Raw genomic sequence first — 23,129 nt, forward strand, 5'->3', positions numbered from 1 at the left:
GTGACGCAATTCAGAATGCCACGTCTAGCAAGGGTTACCTATGTTGATCGCCGCCGCGCCTGCCGGACAGGCCCTGCCCGGCAGGTTCCACGGAGCCGGCACGACGGGCCGATACGCTGCTCGCGTGTCGGTACGTGGTCAGTGGCTGAGTTCGTCGCTGTCGCATCTGCATGATGACGAACGTTCCTCGGCCCCGCTCAATGAGCGCGAGCTCACCGCCATGAACCGAACTCGGCTGTTCGGCGCGACGGGAACCGCCCTTATGGCGATTGGCGCACTCGGCGCCGGCGCGCGTCCGGTGATCCAAGACCCGATCTTCGGTGTTCGGCTACTCAACCTGCCTTCGCGCATTCAAACGGTGTCACTGACGATGACGACAACCGGCGCGGTGATGATGACGCTGGCCTGGCTGATGCTGGGTCGATTCGCTATCGGCAGCCTGCGCAACAAAGGTCCGGACGGGCGTCCGGATGGAACCAGAGGCCCGGTGCGCAGGATGTCCCGCGGCCAGCTGGACCGGACGCTGCTGCTCTGGATTCTGCCGCTGCTCATCGCGCCGCCGATGTACTCCAAGGACGTGTATTCGTACCTGGCCCAGAGCCAGATAGCGCGCCTGGGCAAGGATCCGTACACCGAAGGACCAGCGGTCGCCCTCGGCCTGGATCACGTGTTCACGCTGTCGGTACCCAGCATGTGGCGAGAAACACCTGCCCCCTACGGTCCCTTGTTTCTATGGATCGGCAAGGGCATCTCGCGGCTCACCGGCGATGACATCGTCGCCGGAGCACTGTGCCATCGGATCGTCGAACTGCTCGGTGTGCTGTTGATCATCTGGGCAACACCACGTTTGGCCCAGCGCTGCGGCGTCGCAGAAGTCAGCGCGCTGTGGCTCGGCGCCGCGAATCCGCTGCTGCTGATGCATCTGGTCGCCGGAATCCACAATGAAGCGCTCATGCTGGGCCTGATGCTGGCCGGCACCGAGCTGGCCATGCGCGGTGTCGACTCGACACGCCCCCTCATCGGGGTGCGTGCCGCATGGGCGACCTGGGTACCGCTGGCCAATCTGCTGGCCGGCACGGTGCTGATTACCGCGTCATCGCAGGTCAAGCTGCCTTCGCTGTTAGCGCTGGGATTCGTTGGCATGGCGCTGGCGCGCCGGTGGGGCGGCGGCGTGCGCGGGCTCTTCCAGGCCGGAGCATTACTGGGCACCATCACCGGCGCCTGCACGGTTCTCATCGGATTCGCCAGCGGACTCGGGTTCGGCTGGGTGTTCACACTCGGCACCGCCAATGCCGTCCGCAGCTGGATGTCTCCGCCCACGCTCGTCGCGCTGGGCACCGGGCAAGTCGGCATCCTGCTCGGCCTGGGTGATCACACCACCGCGATCTTGTCCCTGACCCGCGGAATCGGTATCGGCATCATCGGTATCGCGGTGTCATGGCTGCTACTCGCGGTGCTGCGCGGGCGCCTGCACCCTGTCGGAGGGCTTGGTGTCGCGCTGGGCATCACCGTGTTGCTGTTTCCGGTCGTCCAGCCCTGGTACCTGCTGTGGGCGATCATTCCGCTGGCCGCGTGGGCCACCCGCCCCGCGTTCCGCGGGACCGCCATCGGCATCACGCTGCTCGTAGGCATTTTCGGGCCCACCGCCAACGGTGACAGATTCGCGCTGTTCCAGATCATCGACGCCACCGTGGCGAGCGCGATCATCGCGCTACTGCTCATCGCTATCACGCACGACTATCTGCCGTGGCGTCGGCTGCCTAACGGTGACAAACACGCGCCGCTTACGCTGACTGACCGTGACGCAACCACCGACAAAGACGGCACCGCCGGTGCGGATGCGGTCGGTGACGAAGCGATACGGGACAACGACAGCACTCCACAGCCTCAACCTTGAGGTAGAGCGGGCGCAGGTCTTTGCACTGCTCGGCCCCAACGGCGCCGGCAAGACAACGACCGTCGAATTGTGCGAGGGCTTCCTGCATCCCGACGAGGGCACCGTTGAGGTGCTGGGTATGGATCCGGTCGCGAAGAACTCGGCGGTACGCGCGCGTATCGGCGTCATGCTGCAGGGCGGCGGTGCCTACCCCACCGCCCGGGCCAGCGAAATGCTCGGCCTTGTCGCCTCATATTCAGCCAATCCCCTTGACCCGCAATGGCTTCTGGACACGCTGGGGTTGACCGATGCCGCCCGCACTCCGTATCGGCGGCTGTCCGGAGGACAGCAGCAGCGCCTCGCGCTGGCGTGCGCGCTGGTGGGCCGGCCCGAACTGGTCTTCCTCGACGAGCCAACAGCCGGTATGGATGCCCATGCCAGGTTGGTGGTGTGGGAACTCATCGACTGCCTGCGTCGTGACGGCGTGTCGGTGGTGCTGACCACGCATCACATGAAGGAGGCCGAGGAACTGGCCGACCAGCTCATGATCATCGATCACGGTGCCGTGGTGGCGGCCGGTACACCGTCGGAGCTGATGCAGACCGGTGCCGAGAACCAGCTGCGCTTCTCGGCGCCACCACGGCTGGACTTGACCCTGCTCACCTCGGCGCTGCCGGAGGGATACAAGGCGGCCGAGGTCACGCCCGGCGAGTATCGCGTCGAGGGCGTGGTCGATCCGCAGGTACTGGCGACGGTGACCGCCTGGTGCGCCCGCATGGACGTGTTGACCACCGACCTGCGCGTGGAGAAACGCAGTCTTGAGGATGTGTTCCTGGAATTGACCGGCAGGGAATTGCGATGACCGACACCACACCCCGTTTCGACCCGGGAACGTTCACGCCGGATCCGCGTGCCAGCGCAGTGCACACCATGCTCTTCGCACAGTTCTGGCTGGAGCTCAAGCTATTGCTGCGCAACGGCGAGCAGTTGCTGCTGACCATGTTCATCCCGATCACGCTGCTCATCGGGCTGACCTTGCTGCCGCTGGGCCAATTCCCCGGCTCGCGTACCGACATCTTCGTGCCCGCCATCATGGCGCTGGCCGTCATCTCCACCGCCTTTACCGGGCAGGCCATCGCCGTCGGGTTCGATCGCCGGTATGGCGCTCTGAAACGCCTGGGTGCCACCGCATTACCGGTGTGGGGCATCATCGCCGGCAAGGCGCTGGCCGTGGTGACGGTGGTGGTCTTGCAGGCCGCTGTCATAGGCGCCATCGGTGCCACGCTGGGCTGGCGCCCGCATCCGGTCGGACTGCTCCTCGGCGCGGTGGTCATCGCCCTCGGAACCGCGACCTTCGCGGCGATGGGACTGCTACTCGGCGGCACACTGCGCGCGGAAATCGTGCTCGCCCTGGCGAATCTGCTGTGGTTCATCTTCGCTGGGCTCGGGGCGTTGACCCTGGAAGACGGCCGCACTACCGACGCAATCCCCCATGCCGTGGTGCTTTTGGCTCGGCTGTCTCCCTCGGGTGCGCTCTCGGAGGCACTGGCTGCCGCAATGACGCTTTCAGTGGACTGGTTCGCGATCGCCGTGCTCGCGGTGTGGGGCTCGCTCGCCGGATACGGTGCGCTGCGCTGGTTCCGATTCACCTGACCGATGAGATCGGGGCTTGCCACCGGTCTATACCGGTATGTCCCATGCCAAGCCCTTGCCTCCGATTGTTTCCCGCAACGAATGGCTCGAAGCGAGCGCCGAGCTGTTGGTCCACGAGAAGGCCACAACGCGAGCCCTCGATGATCTGGCCGCTCGGCGCCGCCGGATGCCGATGGTCGCGATGCCCGGCGGTTACACGTTCACCGGCCCCGGCGGCGGGCTGTCACTACCGGATCTGTTCGACGGGCGCGACCAGCTCATCGTCTACCAGTTCATGGACAACGGTGCCGATGACGTCTGCTCCGGGTGCGCCTCGGTATGCGACAACATCGGCAGGCACGAGCATCTGAACGCCCGCAGTACCACCTTCGCGGTGGTGTCCACCATGCCGTATGCACAGATCGACGCCCTCAAGCACCGCATGCAGTGGACGTTCCCGTTCGTCTCGTCCCGCGAGACGACCTTCGCCGAGGATTGCGGCGCCGGGAGCGGATTCGGCATCAGCGTGTTTCTGCGCGACGACAACACTGTGTATCAAACCTACTTCAGTACGGGCCGGGGCGGGGACAAGATGCGCCTGGACTTCACGCTGCTCGACCTCACACCCTATGGCCGTCAAGAAGATTGGGAGGATTCCCCCGATGGCTGGCCGCAGACGCCGCCCTATCAGTGGTGGCGCTTGCACGACGAGTACTAGCAAAGACCCCGTACGCTCCCCCCATGGCAGATATCGCAGCAGCCCTGGATCGCTTCGTGGCTGCCTTCAACACCAACGATCTCGACCTGGTGATGGAACATTTCGCCGAGGACGCCGAATACCTTCCAGGGGATGGATCCCGCCACGTGGGTCTCACCGCTATTCGCCGTGAATTCGAACCCCAGTTCCGGGGCGCCTATGGCGCGATGACATTCGAGGAGCACGACCGGATCATCGACGCGGCCGCCCGCAAGGTCACCATCCGATGGACCTGCCGACATGACATCCGTGGGCGCCGGTCTCCCGCACCACTGCTTGGGTTGGCGACCCGCCTGGTGGCCGTTGTCTACCCACGATTTGGCTGGGAAGGCTTAGATGTCTTTCACTTTGACGCGCACGGCAAGGTCACCGGCAAGTACTCGTACTCCAACTACGTACTTCCGCGAATCAGCCGCAAACTCGGTTAGTCGGTCCATTTCCGCACTGTTGCCCATCGACTCGCTTACCCTCCGCTACCGTAGAACCCATGTCCGCCTCCCGCCGGCCGCAGCCCGCCAAGTCGGTGCGGCGCCGCCCCAAGGATCGGAAGGTCCAGATCGCTAAGGCGTCATCCGACGCCTTCAGTGAATCCGGTTATCACGCAGTCAGCATGGAGGAAATCGCATCGCGCGTGGGCATCTCGGCGCCGGCGCTCTATCGGCACTCCGCAAGCAAATACGACTTGTTTCGTGACGCGGTGCTGGGACTGGGGCATTGCCTTGTCGACGCCACCGACCCTCTCCACGAAGCTGATGCCGATCCGCGAGAGACACTGCGCGCCTTGATGGACGGACTCATCGAGACTACGATTGCCCACCGCACGGCCGGAGGCCTTTTCCGCTGGGAGGCAAGGTATCTCAAGGACGACGACCAGGTCGAACTCGCCAATCAGATCAAACTCGTCAATCGGCGCATACAGAAGCCGCTCGAATCCATACGGCCCGCGTTGACATCTCATGAGCGCTGGACGCTGTCGTCGGCAGCTTTGAGCGTCATCGGCAGCATCACCGATCATCGCGCTGCACTGCCCATCCCAGAAATCCGTACTGTCCTTGCCGAACTCGCCGAGGCGGTGCTGTACGCGGAGCTGCCCACACCACCGCCTCACCACAAGATCCTGCCCTCAGCGCCACCGGTGACGGTTGATGCGGGCCCCTACGAGATGTTGCTGCATGAATCGATGCGGCTCTTCAACGTAAACGGCTACCGCGAAACCAGCATGGAAGACATCGCGACGGCCATCGGAATTCCGGTGTCCGGCATCTATCGCTACTTCCCCAGCAAGGCAGATATGCTCGCCGCCTCGTTTCGTCGTGCGGCAGACCGGATTTCCGGCGATGTCTCCCGGGCGCTATTCGAGACGACAGTGCCAGAGGCCGCATTGGAGAGGCTCGTCGCGGGATACGTGGCACGTTCGTTCGAACGGCCAGAACTCGGATACGTCTACTACACCGAACGCATCAATCTCCCCGCGGCAGACCAGGCGATCCTGCACCATGTTCAGCGCTCCACGGTCGAATCCTGGACCAAGCTTTTGTTGTCCGCGCGGCCCGAGATCTCCCCCGGGCATGCACGGTTCGCGGTCCACGCCGGCTTCACGCTCGTCGTGGACCTGGGGCGGCTGGTTCAGTACGACAACACCGAGCACGCGCAGGCCAGCGTCCGGTGTCTCATGGAGGCTGCACTCCTCGGCAGACCCATCCCGGTGAGCTCAGATGAGCGGCCTGCCGGTGCGCAATCTCCAACGTAGATCGCGCATGAGCAAGCTGTAGTTCATGTTTCGCAGATATCGCGGGATGAAGCGGTTCACAAATGAGACGAACAGAAACAGATGCTCGAACCGCCGCCTGTCGTCGTCCGTCCATTCCAGGCCGATCTGCTCGCGGAAGACCGGCGCGAGAAATCCTATGGTCAGGAAGCGCAACAGTGGCGCCAGCAGCCTGCGCATGGGCCAGTTGATCATGCGCAGGTCGATCAGCTTCATCGCGTAGTCGCGAATGTACCCGTCCAGCGCGACGCGTTCACATGCGATGTTCCAATAGGTATCGAAATCTGCTCTGGTCGAAGGCCATTGGTCCTCTGTCACCTGCAAAGTCGTCCCGATAGGCATCGCCTTCTGGAAGAAGTACTCGGCTTGCTCGTCGGTCATCTTGCCGTGCAGCAGTTGGTAGGTGTCCTCGTAGAAGATGAACAGGCACGCCGCCACCCACAGCTGCAACTCTCGGTTGAACGCGTTGTAGTCCACCGGGCTGTGTTCGGTCGATCGCACCTGCCGATGAGCGACGTTGACGGCATCGCGGTACGCGTTTCGCTCCTCTTGGCTCCCCAGGACAGCGACGGCGAGATATTGCGCCGTGGTACGCAGACGCTTCCATGGGTGCTTCATGAGACTGCCGGACTCGACCCTACTTTCGGCGACGCCGTACCCCACTTCCGGCCAGCACATCTGCATGACCACGTTCGCGGCAGCCCCGGCCGCCGACCAGAAATCGAGTGCCTGCGTGGGGTCGACCTTCTTCTTTCGCACCCAGCGCGGGGTGTATTGAGTGATCCGTATCCGTGTCTGATCGGTGGTGAGGCGAGGCCTGACCGCAGGGTCTATCTGGACGTATTGCATTGGCATGGTTTACTTTTCCTCTCAGCGCAGGGTTGTCAGCCACATCTGCAGCAGCACCAGAAGTCCGCCCAGCGCCGCGATTCCGGCGACGAGGAGACAGACGAATGAGACCCATAACCCAATCCGCAGTACCGGATTGACCTGACGGCGGCCTCCCATGATCTGAACGATGATCACCAGGACATCGATGACCCACACCAACCCCATCATCAGGTCATGCACACATTCGAGAACGTGAGCACTGGCCAGCAGACAATCGAGCCGAGAAACGAGATCACCAGGTCGATCCCGTCGAGTTCCTTGAGGTGCGATGTGTGCGTCAGTGTCCACACCACACCGATCAAGCCGTAGGGAATCCCGATGATGATCAGTGTCCCGAGGAACTCGGAGACCTTCATCTCGTAATTCAGCATCCGGTTGAGCTTGCTCAACATTGCTGGAACATCCTCTCTGACATCCCGGCACCACTACGCCGGTAGTAATCCGCCCTACATCATGTGCTCGGCTGTTCCCCTGATACTAGGGACTTCTACGTGAGATTAGTGCATGTGAAATGCCAACATATCTCGTTCAGGATTTTTATGTTAATGACTATTCTTCGTAGAATCTATTGACCACGCTTTGGGGACCTCCCTAGAGTGTGGGCCACGGAAGACTGCAACGGCGCCGTCCGCACTGTTGCTGTCTGACCCGTCAAGGGAAAGTCGGGGATAAGACTTTGAGTGATCCAGCAGTGGAGCGTGCGTCGGCTCACGGAGTGAAGGCTCCGGCCGGCAGCGTCGCGACGATCGAGGACTGGGCCGTCGGCTACGTCCGGCGTCATCCTTTGGCGGCCGTGACTACTGTCGGCGAGCAGTTCGTGATGGCCGTACACACCGTGCAGTACTTCTTCATCGACGTAGCCTCCGGGCGTTTCCCATGGCGTGAGTTCATCCGTCAGGGCGCGTTCATGGCATCGACCGCTGTACTTCCCACCGTCCTGATCGCACTGCCGCTCGGAGTCACACTGTCGATTCAATTCGCACTCCTGGCGGCACAAGTCGGTGCCACCTCACTGGCCGGCGCCGCCAGTGGACTGGCGGTGATTCGCCAGGCCGCACCACTCGTGGCAGCGATGTTGATGGCCACGGCCGTCGGCTCCGCGATCACCGCCGACTTGGGTTCGCGGACAATGCGTGAAGAGACCGATGCCATGGAAGTCATGGGAGTCTCGGTCATCCGCAGATTGGTGGTTCCCCGGTTCGCCGCCGCGATCCTGGTGGCACTGCTGCTCACCGGCGGAACCTGTTTCGTCGGCTTCCTGGCCGCCTACCTGTTCAACGTCTACGCCCTGGATGGTGCCCCAGGCAGCTTCGTAGCGACCTTCTCGTCCTTCGCCACCACCGGTGACATGATCGTGGCCCTCCTCAAGGCAGTCATCTTCGGTGCTTTGGTAGCGGTGATCTCATGCCAGAAGGGCCTGGCAACTCAGGGCGGCCCGATCGGAGTGGCCAATTCAGTGAATGCCGCTGTCGTGGAATCGATCTTGATCCTCATGGCCGTGAACGTCGCCATCAGTCAGTTCTACGTCATGTTGTCTCCGCGTACGGGCCTGTGACGTGACGGCGTCACGTCACATCCCCGGACCGCTGCGCCCCTTCCAAAGGGCTCAAGACGTCGGCGCGGGACCGATCATGCAACTCGGGCACATGCTCACCTTCTTTGGCGAAGCGCTCGCCGGAATCCCGTTCGCATTACGCCACTACCGCAGAGAATTCGTGCGCCTGCTCTCCGATATCTCGTGGGGAAACGGATCCATCGTGGTTGGCGGCGGTACCGCCGGCGTGGCGGTGGGGCTGGGGATGCTTGCCGGCGCCTTGATCGCCATCGAGGGTTACGCCTTCCTCGACCTGCTTGGACTGGGTCCGGCAACAGGTTTCATCTCGTCACTGGTGAACACCCGCGAACTGGCGCCGTTGATGGCCTCACTGGCGTTCGCGGTGCAGGCGGGTTGCCGGTTCACTGCCCAGCTCGGCTCGATGCGCATCGCCGAGGAGATCGATGCGTTGGGCGCCTTGGCTATCCGGCCCATCCCCTATCTGGTCACCACCCGGTTAATGGCCTCGGTCGTCGCCGTCCTGCCGCTCTATGTGGTGTGCCTGGCCACCAGCTATCTGTCCTGCCAGCTCATGGTGATGGTTCTCGGCAACACCTCCACCGGCTCCTATCTGCACTACTTCACCATGATGCTCAGTGTTCAGGACGTCATCTATTCGGTGATCAAGTGCATCATCTTCGGCTGGATCGCCTCGACCATCCAGTGCTACTACGGCTTCTATGCCAGCGGCGGGCCCGAAGGGGTTGGGGTCGCGGCAGGCCACGCCATTCGATCCACCATCACCGCCGTCGTGATGGTCAACATGCTGCTCACGATGGCCCTCTGGGGCGTCGATGCGGGCGCACGGTTCGGAGGCTGACGTGCGCAACCCTTTCGAATTCGACGGCCGCGGCCCGAACACGCGCCAACTGCTCATCCGCGGCGGGATCGTCATCGTCTCCATCGCCGTAGCAGTGACCCTGCTGCTCTTGAAATCGACTGGCCGCCTGGATGACTACATCAACGTGGTCGCCGAGCTCGAAAATGTCGGCGACGGCCTGCCCAGGAAATCTGACGTCAAGTACCGGGGCGTGCTCGTGGGTGCTGTCCACGACGTCACCCCAGCGGTCGACGGCAAGCCGAACTACGTGCGGATCCAGATAAAAGCGCCGTACGCCAAGAACATTCCGTCGACCGTCACCGCACGGGTCGTGCCCAGCAATGTGTTCGCGGTGTCCTCGGTGCAGCTGGTCCAGAACGGGAACGCGACGCAGATCCGCGCCGGGGCCCGCATCCAGGAAGACACCACATTGCCGACGGTGCTGTTCCAGACAACCATCAGCAAGCTGCGCGATGTACTGGCCGCCACGGGTCGTGACCGCAACGACAACACGGTGGGCATCCTGGCCGCAGTGGGGGCCGCCACCGAGAACCGCAGGGCCAGACTTCTCACCGGCGGAGCCCAATTGAACCGCCTCATTCAACAGCTCGACAGCATCGTCACCACCGACCCTGGCCCATCGACCGTCTCTGCCCTGGTCGATGCGGCGGCCGGATTACAGGACACCGCTCCTGACCTGGTCGATGCCTTACATCAGGCGGTCCGGCCGATGCAGACATTCGCCGAGAAACGCGCACAACTGAAATCGATGGTCGCCAGTGCCGACTACACCTTCGGCACAGCACGAGAAGCCATCGACAACCATATTGACCAGCTCATCCGGATCTCCGCGGAGCTCGGTCCCGCCCTCGGCGTCATCGCGAAAAACCGTAGGCACTTCGTCCCGATCGCGGTGCGAACCAGGACGTTCGCCAACAAGTTCATCGAGGAGGCGTGGAATCCGGAGAACGACAGCGCGACGCTGCGCGGCATCCTCTCCTTCACGCCTTCCACTACCTACACCCGAGCCGATTGCCCCCAGTACGGCGAGCTCAAGGGCCCGAGCTGCTTCACCGCACCGCAAATCGCCGTACGTCCAGACCTACCGGAAGTTCTCCTCCCACAGAACTATCGGCCGCCCAAAGACTTAACGCCACCACCGGGAACGAAGATCGGCCCCGACGGAAATCTGATCGCGGTGGGCCCCCCGCTAATCAACCCGAATCCCGCACTCGCTGACCCCAACCCACCCTTGCCCTGGTGGACCGGCCCTGCCCCCCGGGTACCCGGGACCGCGGACCCCGCAGACGCTCCCCCGCCTCTCGGCCCGGCACAGTCAGTCCCAGCTGCCGCGCCTGCCTCATACGGCGGCAACGTGGGGCCGGTGGGTGGGGCCGAGGAAAGGGCCCAGCTCGGCCTGATCACAGGCGAAACAGCCAGTACAGCAACACAACTACTGCTCGGGCCGTTGGCGCGGGGAACCACCGTGTCCCTGAAGAAGTCACACGAAAGCGGGTCATGAAAGTACGCGGCGCATTTGTGGGCCTTGCCCTTTTCACAACGGTCTGTCTTGGTCTGACCTGGCTGGTTTATGTCTCGCTGCGGCGCGATATCTCCGGGTCGACGACGCCCTATCAAGCAATGGTCTCCGACGTGTTCGGTCTGCGTGAGGGCGATGACGTCAGGATCGCCGGCGTACGGGTAGGCCGCGTCGAAAAGGTGGAACTCGCCGGCGATACGGCGAAGGTCTCCTTCGTCGTACAGAACGACCAGCACGTGTTCGGGAACACCGTTGCCTCCGTGACGTACCAGAACATCATCGGCCAGCGCTATCTCGGTCTGTCGATCGGCAATACAGGCAGCCTTGATCCGCTGCCCGCGGGCAGCACCATTCCACTGGAACGGACCGAGCCCTCATTCGATGTCGGCAGACTGCTACACGGATATGCGCCCCTGTTCAGCACCCTGGATCCCAAGCAGCTCGACAACCTGACCAATGGCGTGGTCGCCTCACTGCAGGGCGATACTGCCGCGATACCCACGCTGGTGAACCAAACCACCAGCCTGACAAGGATTGTCGCGGGTAAGGACGAATCTCTTGACCAGGTCATTACCAACTTGGACGCGGTCTCCGGCATCCTCGCCGACCAGGACGGCGACCTTGATCAGATCTTGACCCAGACCCGGCAGATGATGTCCTCGTTCAACGCCAAGCGCCCTGAACTCGTGGACTCACTGGGTTCTTTCCGCCATGTGGCCCAACGGCTCTCCGCGATCAGTGACATCATCGATCCGCCGCTCAACGAACTCATCAACCGCCAGCCGGGCGTGGCCCGGCACATGGTCGGCATCGAAAGTCAAACCGCATTCCTGGGAAGCAACCTGCCGTTAATTCTCAAGGGCGTCGCCCGGATAACACAGAGCGGCTCCTACGTGAACATCTATGCGTGTGATCTCAACGCGCTCGGATTCTTTCCCGGGTTGAACATCGTCGTCCCGATCATCGTGGATGCGGCAACACCGGGAAACAAGGCCCAGCACACACCCAAGTGCAGGAGCATGGCCAATGGTTAACAGGGCACGTTGGCGGCGTTCCGTTCGACGCCCGTTGGACTCGTACAACAAGACATGGATCGGATTCATCGCGATCGGATTGATCGTCGCGGTTATGGGCGGATTGCTCCTGGTAAAGGCCGCTGGTCTCGGATATCGGCACTACACAGCGCAATTCGCGCAAGCCGCAGCCCTGCACACGGGCAACATCGTCACGGTCGCGGGCATCCCGGTCGGTGAGGTGACCAGCATGCGCCTTGCTCGCGATCACGTGGAAGTCGGTCTGCGTGTGCGTGACAACGTCCCGCTGGGCGCCGAGACCAGAGCGATTATGAAGGTCACCACCATCCTTGGCTCGCGATACCTCGAGTTGCGGCCGGGACGCAGCGGAACTGTGCCGCACCGAATCATCGACCTGGCGCATACCGAGGTCCCCTACGATCTGCAAGACACACTGGCCGACGTCACCACCACGTTCGGCGAGACCAATACCGACCAGATCGCCGCCTCGCTCGGCACACTGGGCAAGCAGCTGGAGGGCCTACCGCCGGTCATCCCGCAAGCCATGGATGACCTGCATCGTCTCTCCACCATCGTTGCCAATCGGCGGACCCAGATCGGGTCGCTGCTCGCCAATATCGACACCGTCAGCAGCACACTGCGTCGCCAGCAGTCCGGCGTCGGGACACTCGTCCGGCAGGGTCAGGACCTGCTGGGTGAATTCGTGGTACGCCGCACCGCATTTCACGCACTGATCCAATCAACCACAAAGCTGGTCACGTTCCTGAGCAAGGTCGTGGTGGACGACCAGGCCAGCATCGAAGACCTGATCCGGGACCTGAATCACCTGTTGAGGTTGCTGTCGGACCACGACGACTTGGTGCGCAACATCCTGCAGATCGCCCCTGTCACAGCGCGCAACGTCACCAACGCCTTCGGGTATGGCAACGCCTGGGAAGCCAATGTCACCAATGGGCTGCTGGTGGACTCGTGGATGTGCGCAATCAGCGGCCGGGCAAAGCAATTCGGCATGCTTGAGTACTTCAAGGACTGTAAGTGAAAACTATCCCGCGATCGACCATCATCGCCGCCCTCATCGCCGCTCTGGTGGTGGCGGCCGCTCTCGGCGTCATCGGGTGGCGCTACATCAAACCGTATGTGAACACCATGACGGTCACGGCGCAGTTCGAAAGCGTCTCGGGGCTTTATGTCGACAATCCGGTCTCCGTGCTGGGTATGCCGGTGGGACGCGTCGCCGCCATCAACCTCAAGGGCGGCTACGCCGAAGTGGTGCTGGCGATCGACGAAGACGTACAGATTCCGGCAGATGCGCAGGCGGTGACGGTGTCTACGTCGATTCTCACCGACAGACACATCGAGCTCACTCCGCCCTACCGAGGCGGGCCGACGTTGAAAGAAAACGACACCATCGGACTACCGAACACCAAATCGCCCATCGAATTCGACCGTGTGCTCGGCATTCTCGACAAGCTGTCGGGGTCGCTGCGCGGCGACGGCAAGGGACAGGGGCCCCTCGCCGATCTGGTGAACAACAGCGCCGCGATAGCCGACGGCAACGGTGGGCAGATGAAATCGGCGGCAGATGCACTGTCAAAGGCCCTGCGCATCACCTCCGAAGACGGCGGTGCACTCACCCGCGAGCAGCTGATCACCATCATCACCAACACCAGCTCGCTCTTCGATGCCGCCGCCAAAAACGACCAGACGCTGCGCGACTTCGGTTCCAGCGTGCGGCAACTCAGCCAGATCGTCGCCAACGAGGACTTTGGCTCAGGAGAAACGGGCCACACCCTCAACGCCATCATCGAGAAGGCCGGCGCCATCGTGGAGAGGAACCGAAACAACTTCGCACAGAGCGTGCAACACGGAAACACGGCATTGCAGTCGTTGACCGACTACCAGCGCGAGGCCTCGGAACTCTTCGACGTCCTCCCACTGATGTCCGACAACCTCTACAACGCCGTCGATCAGAACAACGGGAGTATGCGCGCGCACATCCTTGTCGACAAGGTCCTCTTCGACACCCAATTCGCCAAGGAGATATGCAATCTCATGGGGCTGCGCCAGCTCGGTTGCAGCACCGGAACGCTTCAGGACTACGGGCCTGATTTCGGATTGACCTACATGCTCGATGGCCTCGCAGCGATGGGACAGAAGTAGTGAAGCATTCTGCCGCCCTCAGCGTGCTGCTCGCCGGCGCCCTTCTGTCCGGATGCGCCACCAATGGCCTGGCCAGCCTCCCGCTGCCCGCGCCGAGCGCCGGGAGCGGCGGGTACACGTTGACCGCGTTGTTCACCAACGCGCTCAATCTCCCCGACAGGGCCAAGGTCAAGCTGGCCGGCGCCGATGTCGGTTTTGTCGAGTCGATGGTGACCCGGAACTACGTCGCCGTCATCACCCTGCGCATCATGGACGGGGTACGGCTCCCCGCCGGGAGCACCGCGCAGCTGCGCTCGGCCACGCCACTGGGTGACGTGTTCGTCTCCGTTGCGCCGCCATCCGACAGCCGATCCACCGATCCCCTGTTGAAGCAAGGTGACACCATCGGCCTGGATTCAACGGCCGCCGCGTCGACGGTGGAGTCGGTGATGAGTTCGGCGGCCCTGATGATCAATGGCGGTGCCGTGCGCAACCTCACCGACATTGTCAACGGTCTCGGTAAGGCGACCGGGGATCAAGGGCACGCTTTTGGGAACCTCATCAGCGATTCCAACCGGCTCTTGGCGAAAATCGACGCGCGCTCAACACAACTCGACGCGGCCATCACCAACGTTTCACAACTGTCCATGCGACTGGAAGACAAGCGCACGGCGCTGGCGGAGATGATGAAGGCCGCGGGCCCCGCCACCGAAACCGTCTCCGAGAACACCCAGGGAATCATCGACCTCGCATTGCAGGTCGGCGGCGCGTCCCGGCAGTTGTCCAAGTTTCCGTCGATCGCGGGCACCGACCAGGGAACCCGCAGCGTGGTCGCGGACCTCAACGATGTCGCGGGGGCACTCAATGATGTGGTGGTCAGCCCCGACACCAAGCTCTCGGACCTGAGCCGTCTGCTCCCGATCCTCGTCAAACTGACTTCGGGAGACTCGCTGCCCCTCAATGCCCAGATCGACAAGATCGCACTCGGATCCATCCCCGATATCGGGTTCAAGGGGGACCCCGGCTTCCACGGCCCGAAGCGATACGACTGGGCCAAGCTCGCCGGTTCAATCAAATACACGCTGTGGCGCCTGCAGGAGCGGGTCGTCGGGCAAGGCCCGGACAGTCCGATGGGTGGGGCACCCATACCGCTAACGCCTGGTGCCCCGGTTCCATCCGCACCCGAACAAGGTGAGCCACGATGACCACGAGCATCGCCGAGGACGGGCACACCGAAACCAACTCTGCCCCATTGAAACCCGGCATCTCCGGGCTGCTCGAAACCGCGGCCGACATCGTGCTGCAGAATGTGCGTTTCTACTACCGGCGACGGCTCTGGCTTTCTGGACTGGCGCTGGCGTTCGCCTTCGTCGTCGGGTCGGTTTACATCCTCGTCGGCGGATTACGCATCAGCCCGTTCGCACCCAGCTACCGGGTCACCGTGCAACTTGCCGAATCGGGGGGTCTGCTCCCCCACCAAGATGTGATGTTCCAGGGAGCACCGGTGGGGCGCGTCGAGTCGGTCGACGTGACCCAGGACAGCGTCAACGCGATCATCAGCATCAACTCACCGGCGAAGATTCCCACCTCCAGCACGGTGCGGGTGTCGGGACTCTCACCCGCCGGCGAGCAGTATGTCGGCTTCTCCTCGCACTCGGATGCCGGACCATTTCTTACCGACGGCAGCGTCGTCGGTAACGGCACGGCAACGACTCCGGTCACCCTCGCGCAGCTGCTCGCCGATGCGGACGGCACATTGGCGCAGCTCGACCCGAAGAAGCTGGAGATCATCCGCAAGGAACTGAGCCTGAGTAAGGACGGCCCCCGCAAGCTCACGGACATCATCGACGGCGGCACGTTCCTGTTGGCAACTCTCGATCAGGTACTGCCCGAGACGATCAGCCTGTTGCGCACCAGCCGGGTCGTGCTCACCACCGCCGCCGATGTCAACAACGGCATCGCCACCACCTCACGCAATCTCACCACCGTGATGAACGGCGTCAACCGGATGGAGGGCGGCTACCGCACACTCGTCGACACCGGACAGCAGCGTTTCCATCAGATCGACGCACTCTTCTCCGACAACTCGGACACCATGGTGCAGCTGCTCGGGAACCTTGCCACCGTCTCGCACCTGACCTACCTGCGTGTACCCGCGCTCAATGCGCTGTTCCCCGACTATCGCGGTTCCATGCTCGAGGCCCTCACCACGATCCTGCATGACGGTGGCGGGTGGGCCACCGCAGACATCTATCCCCGCTACACGTGTGACTACGGCACCCCGCGCAGGCCCCCGTCGTCGGCCGACTACCCCGAGCCGTTCCTGAACACGTTCTGCCGTGACGACGATCCCGCCGTCCTGATCCGCGGGGCCAAGAACGCTCCACGCCCGGCGGGAGACGATACGGCCGGACCACGCGCCGGGGCCGATCTCGGGACAACCGCGGATCGGACGCCCACGGGACGTTTCAGCATCCCCACCCCATACGGCGGACCAACGCTGCCCATCGAGCCGCCACAGTAGGGGTCCGAACGTAGGACATCCGCTACTACAAGGCGTAGTTGGCAGTGGCATAGACTCATCGCGTGTTATATCGGGCGTTTTTGCGGGTGGTCGATCTGCTGCCGATGCCGAGCCTGCGCGCGCAGCGACTCATCGCCGCGGCGGTCGTGCTGACGCAAGGCGGAATCGCCGTGACCGGCGCCGTGGTTCGGGTCACCGCCTCGGGCCTGGGATGCCCGACCTGGCCGCAGTGCTTCCCCGGAAGTTTCACCCCGGTCGCCGTAGCCGAAGTGCCCCGCATCCACCAGGCCGTCGAATTCGGCAACCGGATGATCAGTTTCCTGGTGGTGATCACCGCCGCGTTGGCCGTCCTTGCGGTGACACGTGCGCGCCGCCGCCACGAGGTGCTCGTGTACGCCTGGCTGATGCCGGCCTCGACCGTGCTGCAGGCTGTCATCGGTGGCATCACCGTATTGACGGGCCTGCTGTGGTGGACGGTTGCGATCCATCTGCTGGTGTCGATGGGCATGGTGTGGCTGGCCACGCTGCTCTACGTGAAAATCGGTGAGCCCGACGTCGTCTCCGACTTCCCGATGGTGCCCCCGCCGCCCGCACCGTTGCGCCGCCTGACCGCGCTGATCGGCGTGACCCTGGCCGCCGTCCTGGTGGCCGGAACGCTGGTGACCGGAGCAGGGCCACATGCCGGCGACAAAAGCGTCACCCGCGTAGTGCCCCGGCTACAGGTGGAGATCACCACGCTGGTGCATCTGCACGGCACACTGCTCATCGCCTACCTGGCGCTGCTGGTGGGGCTGGGATTCGGGCTCGCGGCCGTCGGCGTGACCCGGCCTATCTGGGTGCGCTTCACGGCATTGCTGGCACTCACCCTGGCGCAGGGATTCGTGGGTGTGGTGCAGTTCTACACCGGCGTGCCTGCCGTGCTCGTCGCCGTCCACGTCGCAGGTGCGGCAGCGTGCACCGCGGCCACCGCCGCTCTCTGGGCGGCGCTGACCACCCCGGCGCTAGCCGCGTCGGTGCTGCCCCAGCGGGCCCAGGCCCAAACGCTCTAACGCCTCGTCAACACCGATCACGAACTTTCGTTGCGCCAGATCGCGCTCTTCGGTCTCCAGCTGACGCCAGCCCAGCGACGGCTCGACCAATTCCAGCTCCAACAGCCGTGGGTCGTCGTCGTGCACTCCACCGATCACGTCGACACGCGCATACAGCAGTTCGGCCATGGCGATGCCGGATTTGGTGGCCGCGGCAGCCAACGCCGAAGCGCCAAACTTCCACAGCGCCGAGGACGGTTTCACCGGTGCCAACCGCTCGGAGTGGAACAGGCCCGACTCGTCGACCTCGGCGGCAGCACCCGGCGGAGGTAGTAGCGCGCCCTTGGTAAACGCATGGGACGGTTCGCCGTTGAGGAAGACCAACGCCGTTTCGCCGTGCACGTCGACTCGAGGGTCGTAGGGCTGGATGAGAACGGTGCGACCCTCGTCCTGCAGCGCCTCGGCATGATCACGGGCGGCTTCCGGGCACGTGAAACGCCCCGCGCCGCGCGAGCCTCCGGCCACCGCGGGCTTGATCACCAGTTCGCCGTCGGGCAGCACGACGGGCTCGTCGGGTGCGAAGAAGGTACTCGGAACCGTCGGAATACCCACTGCGGCAAGATCATTCAGGTAACGCTTGTCGGTGTTCCAGCGCACCACCGGCAGTGGGTTGAGCAGGTTGCGCATCGACCCGGCCCATCGCAGGAACTCATCCAGGCGTTCGGGGTAGTCCCAGGTAGCGCGCAGGATCACCAAATCGGCTTGCGCGGTCTCCGGGTCATCCCAGGACAGCCAACGCGCATGTAGGTCACGAACACGCAGTGCGGCAACAAGTTCAGCGTCGTCACCGTCACCGGAGACGAGTTGAGGGCAACCGGCCAGAACGATGCGCGGATGGAAGATATCCGGCCGTCCCAGCCTTACGTCCGGGCGACCCACCCGGCCATCTTCTTGGCGTGACCCGGTGCCGGGGTGGCGGTACTGACCAGCTCGCGGTCCCATTCCTCAACGGCCTCGATGCCTTCGACGGCCTCCACTGCGGCGTGCGCGGTCGCCAGGTCGGTGACCACCTGATCCCCGAGGATTCCGTCGGCGCCGACCAGGGTGATGCGAACACCCGCCTGCCCGATGGGCTGCAGCACCGCCTTGGTGGGCATGTGATGCGCCTTCACGAACGCCGTCAGTGCGCGATGCACGGTCGACGGAACGGACACCTTCCGCTGCTTGTCGGCGGGCTGGGCTTCATCGGTCATGTATAGAGCGTACGTGCCTGGATACTGGTACCCATGCGCGCCATCGAAGTGCCGGCGACCGGCGGACCCGAAGTGCTCACCCTCGTCGAAAAGACAGCTCCGACACCGGGCCCCGGCGAGGTACTCATCGACGTCGACGCGGTGGGGGTCAACTTCCGCGATATCTATCTGCGTAACGGCAGCTACGCCGCCCCGCTCCCTCACATTCCGGGATCCGAGGTCACCGGAGTGGTAAGCGCGGTGGGTGAGGGTGTCGAAAACCTTGCCCCTGGCGACCGGGTCGCCAGCCCCGTGGCCGCCTGGGGGTACGCCGAATCGACCACCGCACCAGCCGATTACACCGCAAAAGTGCCCGCGAGCCTGTCTTCGGAGGTTGCCGCGAGCGCCCTGCTTCAAGGCATCACCGCCCATTACCTGCTCACCTCGGTATACCCCGTCGCCGCCGGTGACACCGTGCTGGTGCACGCCGGAGCCGGCGGAATGGGCTTGCTGCTGACCCAATGGGCGTCCCATCGCGGGGTCAGGGTCATCACGACCGTGTCGAGCGCGGCCAAGGAGAAACTATCCCGCGAGGCCGGTGCCGCCGAGGTGCTGCCCTACCCGGATCCCACAGATCCGGCGGAATTCGCCGAGAAGATCCTCGAGCTGACCTCGGGTGAGGGTGTCGCGGTCGCCTACGACGGCGTCGGCAAGTCGACCTTCGAGGCAAGCCTGGCGGCAGTCCGGGTGCGTGGCCTGATCGCCCTGTACGGCGCGGCCAGTGGCCAGGTGCCGCCCTTCGACCCGCAGCGCCTCACCGCGAAGTCGGCAGTGCTGACCCGACCGACCATGGGGCATTTCATCCGCACCCCGGCAGAATTCGCCTGGCGCGCCGATGAGGTCCTGGATCTGGTGTCGCGCGGGACATTGAAGATCACCGTCGGAGCCAGCTATCCGCTGGAGCAGGCTGCCCAGGCCCACATCGACCTGGAAGCACGCAAGACCACCGGGTCGGTCGTCCTAGTGCCCTAGCAGCCCATTGCTGAACAACAGCGGCCAGCCGACCACCGAGTCGACCGCCAGGGCGCAGAAGACCACGGCCAGGTAGTTGTTGGACTGCAGGAACAACCGCAGCGGTTTGATCGGCTGCCCCTTGCGCACACCCGAGTACAGCTGGTGCGCCATCGCCAGGAACCACACCCCGGCCAGGAATGCGACTACGGCGTAGATGACACCCGCGGCCAGCGCGAGTGCCAGCGTGGCCAGCACCGTCAGCCAGGTGTAGATGAGAATCAGCCGGGTGACCTTCTCCTCGGTGGCGATCACGGGCAGCATCGGGACCCCCGCGGCCCGGTAATCCTCTTTGTAGCGCATGGCCAGCGCCCAGGTGTGCGGCGGAGTCCAGAAGAAGATGATCAGGAACATCACCACCGCCGGCCACTCAATGGTGCCGGTGACCGCCGACCACCCGATCATCACCGGCATGCATCCGGCCGCCCCGCCCCACACCACGTTCTGCGCGGTGCGGCGCTTGAGCACCAGCGTGTAGATGAACACGTAGAAGGCGATGGTGGCGACGGCGAGCACGCCGGACAGCAGGTTGGCGGTCCACCACAGCCAGGCGAAGGCCCCCACGCCGAGCACGATCCCGAAGATCAGGGCGTTGCGCGTGGTGACCGTCGATGTCGCCAGCGGCCGCCGCGCGGTGCGCTTCATGACCTTGTCGATATCGGCATCGGCCACACAGTTCAGCGTGTTGGCGCTGGCAGCGGCCATGATGCCACCGAGCAGCGTGTTCAGGATCAACAGCGGATTCACGTGACTGCGGTCGGCCAGCAGCATCGCGGGGATCGTGGTGACCAGCAGCAGCTCGATGACCCTGGGCTTGGTCAGCGCCACGTAGGCGAGGATTGTCGAAAGGAACGGGCCGCGAGCACGCGCGCCTTGCGTCTCTCGCATCCGCACCGCGCTGATCCTCCTGGGTAATTATCCGGTGAGCCAGCCGACCCGCGGCACTGAGCGCTCTACTACACACGATGGTAGACCGCCAGGGTCGCGCGTCGACAACCAAGGTCGGCCCCCGGAAGTGAACATAGGTTGTCCGCCACCGGACTATCACATTGCCTAGACGGCGTGACCCGGCCGTGAGGCAGCGGTGGGAAATCGGCAGCACTACGATGGGCCCCGTGACCGCGATCGACGAGATCCCGACCGATATCCCAACCCTCACCCGGGCCGACCACCCGGATGACTGGACAGACCTGGACTCGCGTGCGGTAGACACCGCACGGGTGCTGGCCGCTGATGCCGTGCAGAAGGTCGGCAATGGCCACCCCGGCACCGCGATGAGCCTGGCACCCGTGGCATACACGCTTTTCCAGCGTCAGCTGCGCCACGATCCCAGCGACCCCTCCTGGATCGGGCGCGACCGATTCGTGCTGTCCTGCGGGCACAGCAGCCTGACCCTGTACCTGCAGCTGTACTTGGGCGGATTCGGCCTGGAACTCTCCGATATCGAGGCACTGCGTACCTGGGGCTCGTTGACCCCCGGTCACCCCGAGTACCACCACACCAAGGGTGTCGAGATCACCACCGGGCCGCTCGGCCAGGGCCTGGCCTCGGCGGTTGGCATGGCGATGGCCTCTCGGTACGAGCGCGGCTTGTTCGACCCCGACGCCGCGCCCGGCACCAGCCCGTTCGACCACTTCATCTACGTCATCGCCTCCGACGGCGACATCGAAGAGGGCGTGACCTCGGAAGCGTCCTCCTTGGCCGGTACCCAACAGCTCGGGAACCTCATCGTCATCTGGGACGACAACGAGATCTCCATCGAGCACGACACCAAGATCGCACTGAGCGAGGACACCCCCGCCCGCTACGAGGCGTACGGCTGGCATGTACAGACCGTCATCAGTGGTGAGAACGTCACCGGCATCGAGGAAGCACTGGCCAACGCCCGTGCGGTCACCGACCGCCCGTCGTTCATCGCGTTACGCACGATCATCGGCTACCCCGCTCCCACCAAGATGAACACCGGCGGCGTGCACGGCTCGGCGCTGGGGGCTGACGAGGTGGCCGCCACCAAGAAGATTCTGGGCTTCGATCCGGAGAAATCCTTCGACGTGGCCCCAGAGGTCATCGCCCACACCCGCGAGCTGGTGCAGCGCGGCAAGCAGGCACATGCGGAGTGGGACAAGGATTTTGACGCCTGGGCCGCCCGCGAGCCCGAGCGCAAGGCACTGCTGGACCGGCTGGAGGCGCGCACCCTGCCCGAGGGCTGGGACGCTGACCTGCCGTCCTGGGAGCCCGGCGCCAAGGGCGTGGCTACTCGTGCCGCGTCCGGCGACACCCTGTCGGCGCTCGGCGCCAAGCTTCCCGAGCTGTGGGGTGGCTCCGCGGACCTCGCGGGCAGCAACAACACCACCATCAAGGGCGCCGATTCCTTCGGCCCAACGTCCATCGCGACATCGGACTGGAATGCCCAACCATACGGCCGCACACTGCATTTCGGTATCCGCGAGCATGCGATGGGATCGATCCTGTCCGGCATCGTGCTGCATGGCCCCACCCGCGCGTACGGCGGAACGTTCCTGCAGTTCGCCGACTACATGCGGCCCGCGGTGCGCCTGGCGGCATTGATGAACATCGACCCGATCTACGTGTGGACACACGACTCGATCGGTCTCGGCGAGGATGGCCCCACCCACCAGCCGGTGGAGCACCTGGCCGCCCTGCGCGCCATCCCCAACCTTTCGGTGGTGCGCCCCGGCGACGCGAACGAAACCGCGTACGCCTGGGCGACCGTCCTGGAGCGTCAATCCAGCACCGGCCCAGTCGGATTGGCGCTCACCCGCCAGGGTGTGCCGATCCTGGAAGGCACCAGCCGCGAGGGTGTGGCCAAGGGCGGCTACGTGCTGGAGGCAGCCGATGGCCAGCCCGATGTGATCCTCATCGGCACGGGCTCGGAACTGCAGCTCGCCGTCGAGGCCAAGAAGATTCTCGCCGCCAAGGGAATTGCGGCCTCCGTGGTGTCGTTCCCCTGTGTGGAATGGTTCGAGTCCCAGCCCCAGGAATACCGCGACAGCGTGCTGCCGCCGTCGGTGCGTGCCCGGGTGTCCGTGGAAGCCGGCATCGCGCAAGGCTGGTACAAGTTCGTCGGCGACGCCGGTCAAATCGTCTCACTGGAGCACTTCGGAGCTTCCGCTGACGACAAGACCTTGTTCCGTGAGTTCGGCTTCACCCCGGATGCAGTGGCTGCGGCCGCCGAAAGGTCCATCGCAGCAGCTCAATAACC

The 23,129-nt window shown here is 64.0% G+C and carries 23 protein-coding genes; 17 read left to right on the plus strand and 6 right to left on the minus strand.

The genetic code is table 11. The features are described from left to right. Positions 1-124 precede the first annotated feature (124 nt). The 6 genes from mptB to RHO23_RS08990 are packed head-to-tail and all read left to right on the plus strand — an operon-like array spanning position 125 to position 6,015. Positions 125-1,897: a polyprenol phosphomannose-dependent alpha 1,6 mannosyltransferase MptB gene (gene mptB, locus RHO23_RS08965; protein WP_064410325.1), complete on the plus strand. Its 1,773-nt coding sequence runs from the start codon at positions 125-127 to the stop codon at positions 1,895-1,897. Then, a complete protein-coding gene (locus tag RHO23_RS08970; RefSeq protein WP_064408951.1) occupies positions 1,839-2,738 on the plus strand; it encodes an ABC transporter ATP-binding protein in 900 nt (299 codons plus the stop codon). The genes mptB and RHO23_RS08970 overlap by 59 nt, the downstream gene beginning before the upstream one ends. Beyond that, the gene (locus RHO23_RS08975; RefSeq protein WP_064408952.1) at positions 2,735-3,529 is read left to right on the plus strand and encodes an ABC transporter permease; all 795 of its coding nucleotides are present in this window, start codon (positions 2,735-2,737) and stop codon (positions 3,527-3,529) included. The genes RHO23_RS08970 and RHO23_RS08975 overlap by 4 nt, the downstream gene beginning before the upstream one ends. Before the next feature lie 37 nt (positions 3,530-3,566). Further along, positions 3,567-4,226: a DUF899 domain-containing protein gene (locus tag RHO23_RS08980; RefSeq protein WP_064408953.1), complete on the plus strand. Its 660-nt coding sequence runs from the start codon at positions 3,567-3,569 to the stop codon at positions 4,224-4,226. A gap of 23 nt (positions 4,227-4,249) precedes the next feature. After that, positions 4,250-4,693, plus strand: coding sequence for a YybH family protein (locus RHO23_RS08985; RefSeq protein ID WP_423488946.1), 444 nt, complete (start codon positions 4,250-4,252; stop codon positions 4,691-4,693). 59 nt (positions 4,694-4,752) lie between these two features. Further along, positions 4,753-6,015, plus strand: coding sequence for a TetR/AcrR family transcriptional regulator (locus tag RHO23_RS08990; protein ID WP_064408955.1), 1,263 nt, complete (start codon positions 4,753-4,755; stop codon positions 6,013-6,015). Here the strand turns inward: RHO23_RS08990 and RHO23_RS08995 are convergent. Genes RHO23_RS08995 through RHO23_RS09005 form a run of 3 tightly spaced genes read right to left on the minus strand, consistent with a single transcriptional unit; the run spans position 5,977 to position 7,316 of the window. Then, positions 5,977-6,888: an oxygenase MpaB family protein gene (locus RHO23_RS08995; protein WP_064408956.1), complete on the minus strand. Its 912-nt coding sequence runs from the start codon at positions 6,886-6,888 to the stop codon at positions 5,977-5,979. The genes RHO23_RS08990 and RHO23_RS08995 overlap by 39 nt on opposite strands. Positions 6,889-6,903: 15 nt before the next feature. After that, the gene (locus RHO23_RS09000) at positions 6,904-7,104 is read right to left on the minus strand and encodes a hypothetical protein (RefSeq protein WP_082822421.1); all 201 of its coding nucleotides are present in this window, start codon (positions 7,102-7,104) and stop codon (positions 6,904-6,906) included. Continuing rightward, on the minus strand, positions 7,092-7,316 hold the full coding sequence (locus tag RHO23_RS09005; protein WP_057965922.1) for a hypothetical protein: 225 nt from the start codon (positions 7,314-7,316) through the stop codon (positions 7,092-7,094). The genes RHO23_RS09000 and RHO23_RS09005 overlap by 13 nt, the downstream gene beginning before the upstream one ends. 284 nt (positions 7,317-7,600) lie before the next feature. Between RHO23_RS09005 and RHO23_RS09010 the strand changes: the two genes are divergently transcribed. The 9 genes from RHO23_RS09010 (at position 7,601) to RHO23_RS09050 (ending at position 17,624) form a co-directional block, all read left to right on the plus strand. Then, positions 7,601-8,479 (plus strand): MlaE family ABC transporter permease, encoded by an 879-nt coding sequence (locus RHO23_RS09010; RefSeq protein WP_227457765.1) that lies wholly within the window; start codon positions 7,601-7,603, stop codon positions 8,477-8,479. A gap of 1 nt (position 8,480) precedes the next feature. Continuing rightward, complete coding sequence (locus RHO23_RS09015) at positions 8,481-9,338, plus strand: MlaE family ABC transporter permease (protein ID WP_064408959.1); 858 nt, start codon at positions 8,481-8,483, stop codon at positions 9,336-9,338. A 1-nt stretch (position 9,339) separates the two neighbouring features. Continuing rightward, positions 9,340-10,860 (plus strand): MlaD family protein, encoded by a 1,521-nt coding sequence (locus tag RHO23_RS09020; protein ID WP_064410326.1) that lies wholly within the window; start codon positions 9,340-9,342, stop codon positions 10,858-10,860. After that, positions 10,857-11,912 (plus strand): MlaD family protein, encoded by a 1,056-nt coding sequence (locus RHO23_RS09025; RefSeq protein WP_064408960.1) that lies wholly within the window; start codon positions 10,857-10,859, stop codon positions 11,910-11,912. The genes RHO23_RS09020 and RHO23_RS09025 overlap by 4 nt, the downstream gene beginning before the upstream one ends. Further along, positions 11,905-12,951: an MCE family protein gene (locus RHO23_RS09030; RefSeq protein ID WP_423488947.1), complete on the plus strand. Its 1,047-nt coding sequence runs from the start codon at positions 11,905-11,907 to the stop codon at positions 12,949-12,951. Before RHO23_RS09025 ends, RHO23_RS09030 begins: the two co-directional genes overlap by 8 nt. After that, complete coding sequence (locus RHO23_RS09035) at positions 12,948-14,072, plus strand: MlaD family protein (RefSeq protein ID WP_423488948.1); 1,125 nt, start codon at positions 12,948-12,950, stop codon at positions 14,070-14,072. Before RHO23_RS09030 ends, RHO23_RS09035 begins: the two co-directional genes overlap by 4 nt. Further along, complete coding sequence (locus RHO23_RS09040; protein WP_064408963.1) at positions 14,072-15,256, plus strand: MlaD family protein; 1,185 nt, start codon at positions 14,072-14,074, stop codon at positions 15,254-15,256. The genes RHO23_RS09035 and RHO23_RS09040 overlap by 1 nt, the downstream gene beginning before the upstream one ends. A gap of 68 nt (positions 15,257-15,324) precedes the next feature. Next, positions 15,325-16,575 carry an MlaD family protein gene (locus tag RHO23_RS09045; protein WP_064410327.1) on the plus strand — a complete coding sequence of 417 codons (1,251 nt, stop codon included), beginning with the start codon at positions 15,325-15,327 and terminating at the stop codon, positions 16,573-16,575. 62 nt (positions 16,576-16,637) lie between these two features. Beyond that, positions 16,638-17,624: a COX15/CtaA family protein gene (locus tag RHO23_RS09050; protein WP_064408964.1), complete on the plus strand. Its 987-nt coding sequence runs from the start codon at positions 16,638-16,640 to the stop codon at positions 17,622-17,624. On the opposite strand, the gene RHO23_RS09055 is transcribed toward RHO23_RS09050, so the two are convergent. Further along, on the minus strand, positions 17,577-18,542 hold the full coding sequence (locus RHO23_RS09055; RefSeq protein ID WP_064408965.1) for an ATP-grasp domain-containing protein: 966 nt from the start codon (positions 18,540-18,542) through the stop codon (positions 17,577-17,579). The genes RHO23_RS09050 and RHO23_RS09055 overlap by 48 nt on opposite strands. Next, on the minus strand, positions 18,524-18,856 hold the full coding sequence (locus tag RHO23_RS09060; RefSeq protein ID WP_030093482.1) for a hypothetical protein: 333 nt from the start codon (positions 18,854-18,856) through the stop codon (positions 18,524-18,526). The genes RHO23_RS09055 and RHO23_RS09060 overlap by 19 nt, the downstream gene beginning before the upstream one ends. 33 nt (positions 18,857-18,889) lie before the next feature. On the opposite strand from RHO23_RS09060, the gene RHO23_RS09065 reads away from it, so the two are divergent. Further along, positions 18,890-19,867, plus strand: a complete 978-nt coding sequence (locus RHO23_RS09065) for a quinone oxidoreductase family protein (protein WP_064408966.1) — start codon at positions 18,890-18,892, stop codon at positions 19,865-19,867. On the opposite strand, the gene RHO23_RS09070 is transcribed toward RHO23_RS09065, so the two are convergent. Next, positions 19,856-20,794, minus strand: a complete 939-nt coding sequence (locus tag RHO23_RS09070) for a heme o synthase (protein WP_064408967.1) — start codon at positions 20,792-20,794, stop codon at positions 19,856-19,858. The genes RHO23_RS09065 and RHO23_RS09070 overlap by 12 nt on opposite strands. A 218-nt stretch (positions 20,795-21,012) precedes the next feature. Between RHO23_RS09070 and tkt the strand changes: the two genes are divergently transcribed. Next, positions 21,013-23,127 (plus strand): transketolase, encoded by a 2,115-nt coding sequence (gene tkt, locus RHO23_RS09075; RefSeq protein ID WP_109421024.1) that lies wholly within the window; start codon positions 21,013-21,015, stop codon positions 23,125-23,127. Positions 23,128-23,129 lie beyond the last annotated feature (2 nt).

Source organism: Mycobacteroides sp. PCS013 (assembly GCF_049532645.1).
GTDB lineage: Bacteria > Actinomycetota > Actinomycetes > Mycobacteriales > Mycobacteriaceae > Mycobacterium > Mycobacterium gwanakae.

Bases quoted from the DNA above. Each gene is read 5' to 3' on its own strand.
- RHO23_RS09060 (WP_030093482.1), bottom strand. From the start codon at position 18,856: ATGACCGATGAAGCCCAGCCCGCCGACAAGCAGCGGAAGGTGTCCGTT.
- RHO23_RS09030 (WP_423488947.1), top strand. From the start codon at position 11,905: ATGGTTAACAGGGCACGTTGGCGGCGTTCCGTTCGACGCCCGTTGGAC.
- RHO23_RS08970 (WP_064408951.1), top strand. From the start codon at position 1,839: ATGCGGTCGGTGACGAAGCGATACGGGACAACGACAGCACTCCACAGC.
- RHO23_RS09065 (WP_064408966.1), top strand. From the start codon at position 18,890: ATGCGCGCCATCGAAGTGCCGGCGACCGGCGGACCCGAAGTGCTCACC.
- RHO23_RS08980 (WP_064408953.1), top strand. From the start codon at position 3,567: ATGTCCCATGCCAAGCCCTTGCCTCCGATTGTTTCCCGCAACGAATGG.
- RHO23_RS08995 (WP_064408956.1), bottom strand. From the start codon at position 6,888: ATGCCAATGCAATACGTCCAGATAGACCCTGCGGTCAGGCCTCGCCTC.
- tkt (WP_109421024.1), top strand. From the start codon at position 21,013: ATGGGCCCCGTGACCGCGATCGACGAGATCCCGACCGATATCCCAACC.
- RHO23_RS08990 (WP_064408955.1), top strand. From the start codon at position 4,753: ATGTCCGCCTCCCGCCGGCCGCAGCCCGCCAAGTCGGTGCGGCGCCGC.
- RHO23_RS08985 (WP_423488946.1), top strand. From the start codon at position 4,250: ATGGCAGATATCGCAGCAGCCCTGGATCGCTTCGTGGCTGCCTTCAAC.
- RHO23_RS09005 (WP_057965922.1), bottom strand. From the start codon at position 7,316: ATGTTGAGCAAGCTCAACCGGATGCTGAATTACGAGATGAAGGTCTCC.
- RHO23_RS09025 (WP_064408960.1), top strand. From the start codon at position 10,857: ATGAAAGTACGCGGCGCATTTGTGGGCCTTGCCCTTTTCACAACGGTC.
- RHO23_RS09070 (WP_064408967.1), bottom strand. From the start codon at position 20,794: ATGCGAGAGACGCAAGGCGCGCGTGCTCGCGGCCCGTTCCTTTCGACA.
- RHO23_RS08975 (WP_064408952.1), top strand. From the start codon at position 2,735: ATGACCGACACCACACCCCGTTTCGACCCGGGAACGTTCACGCCGGAT.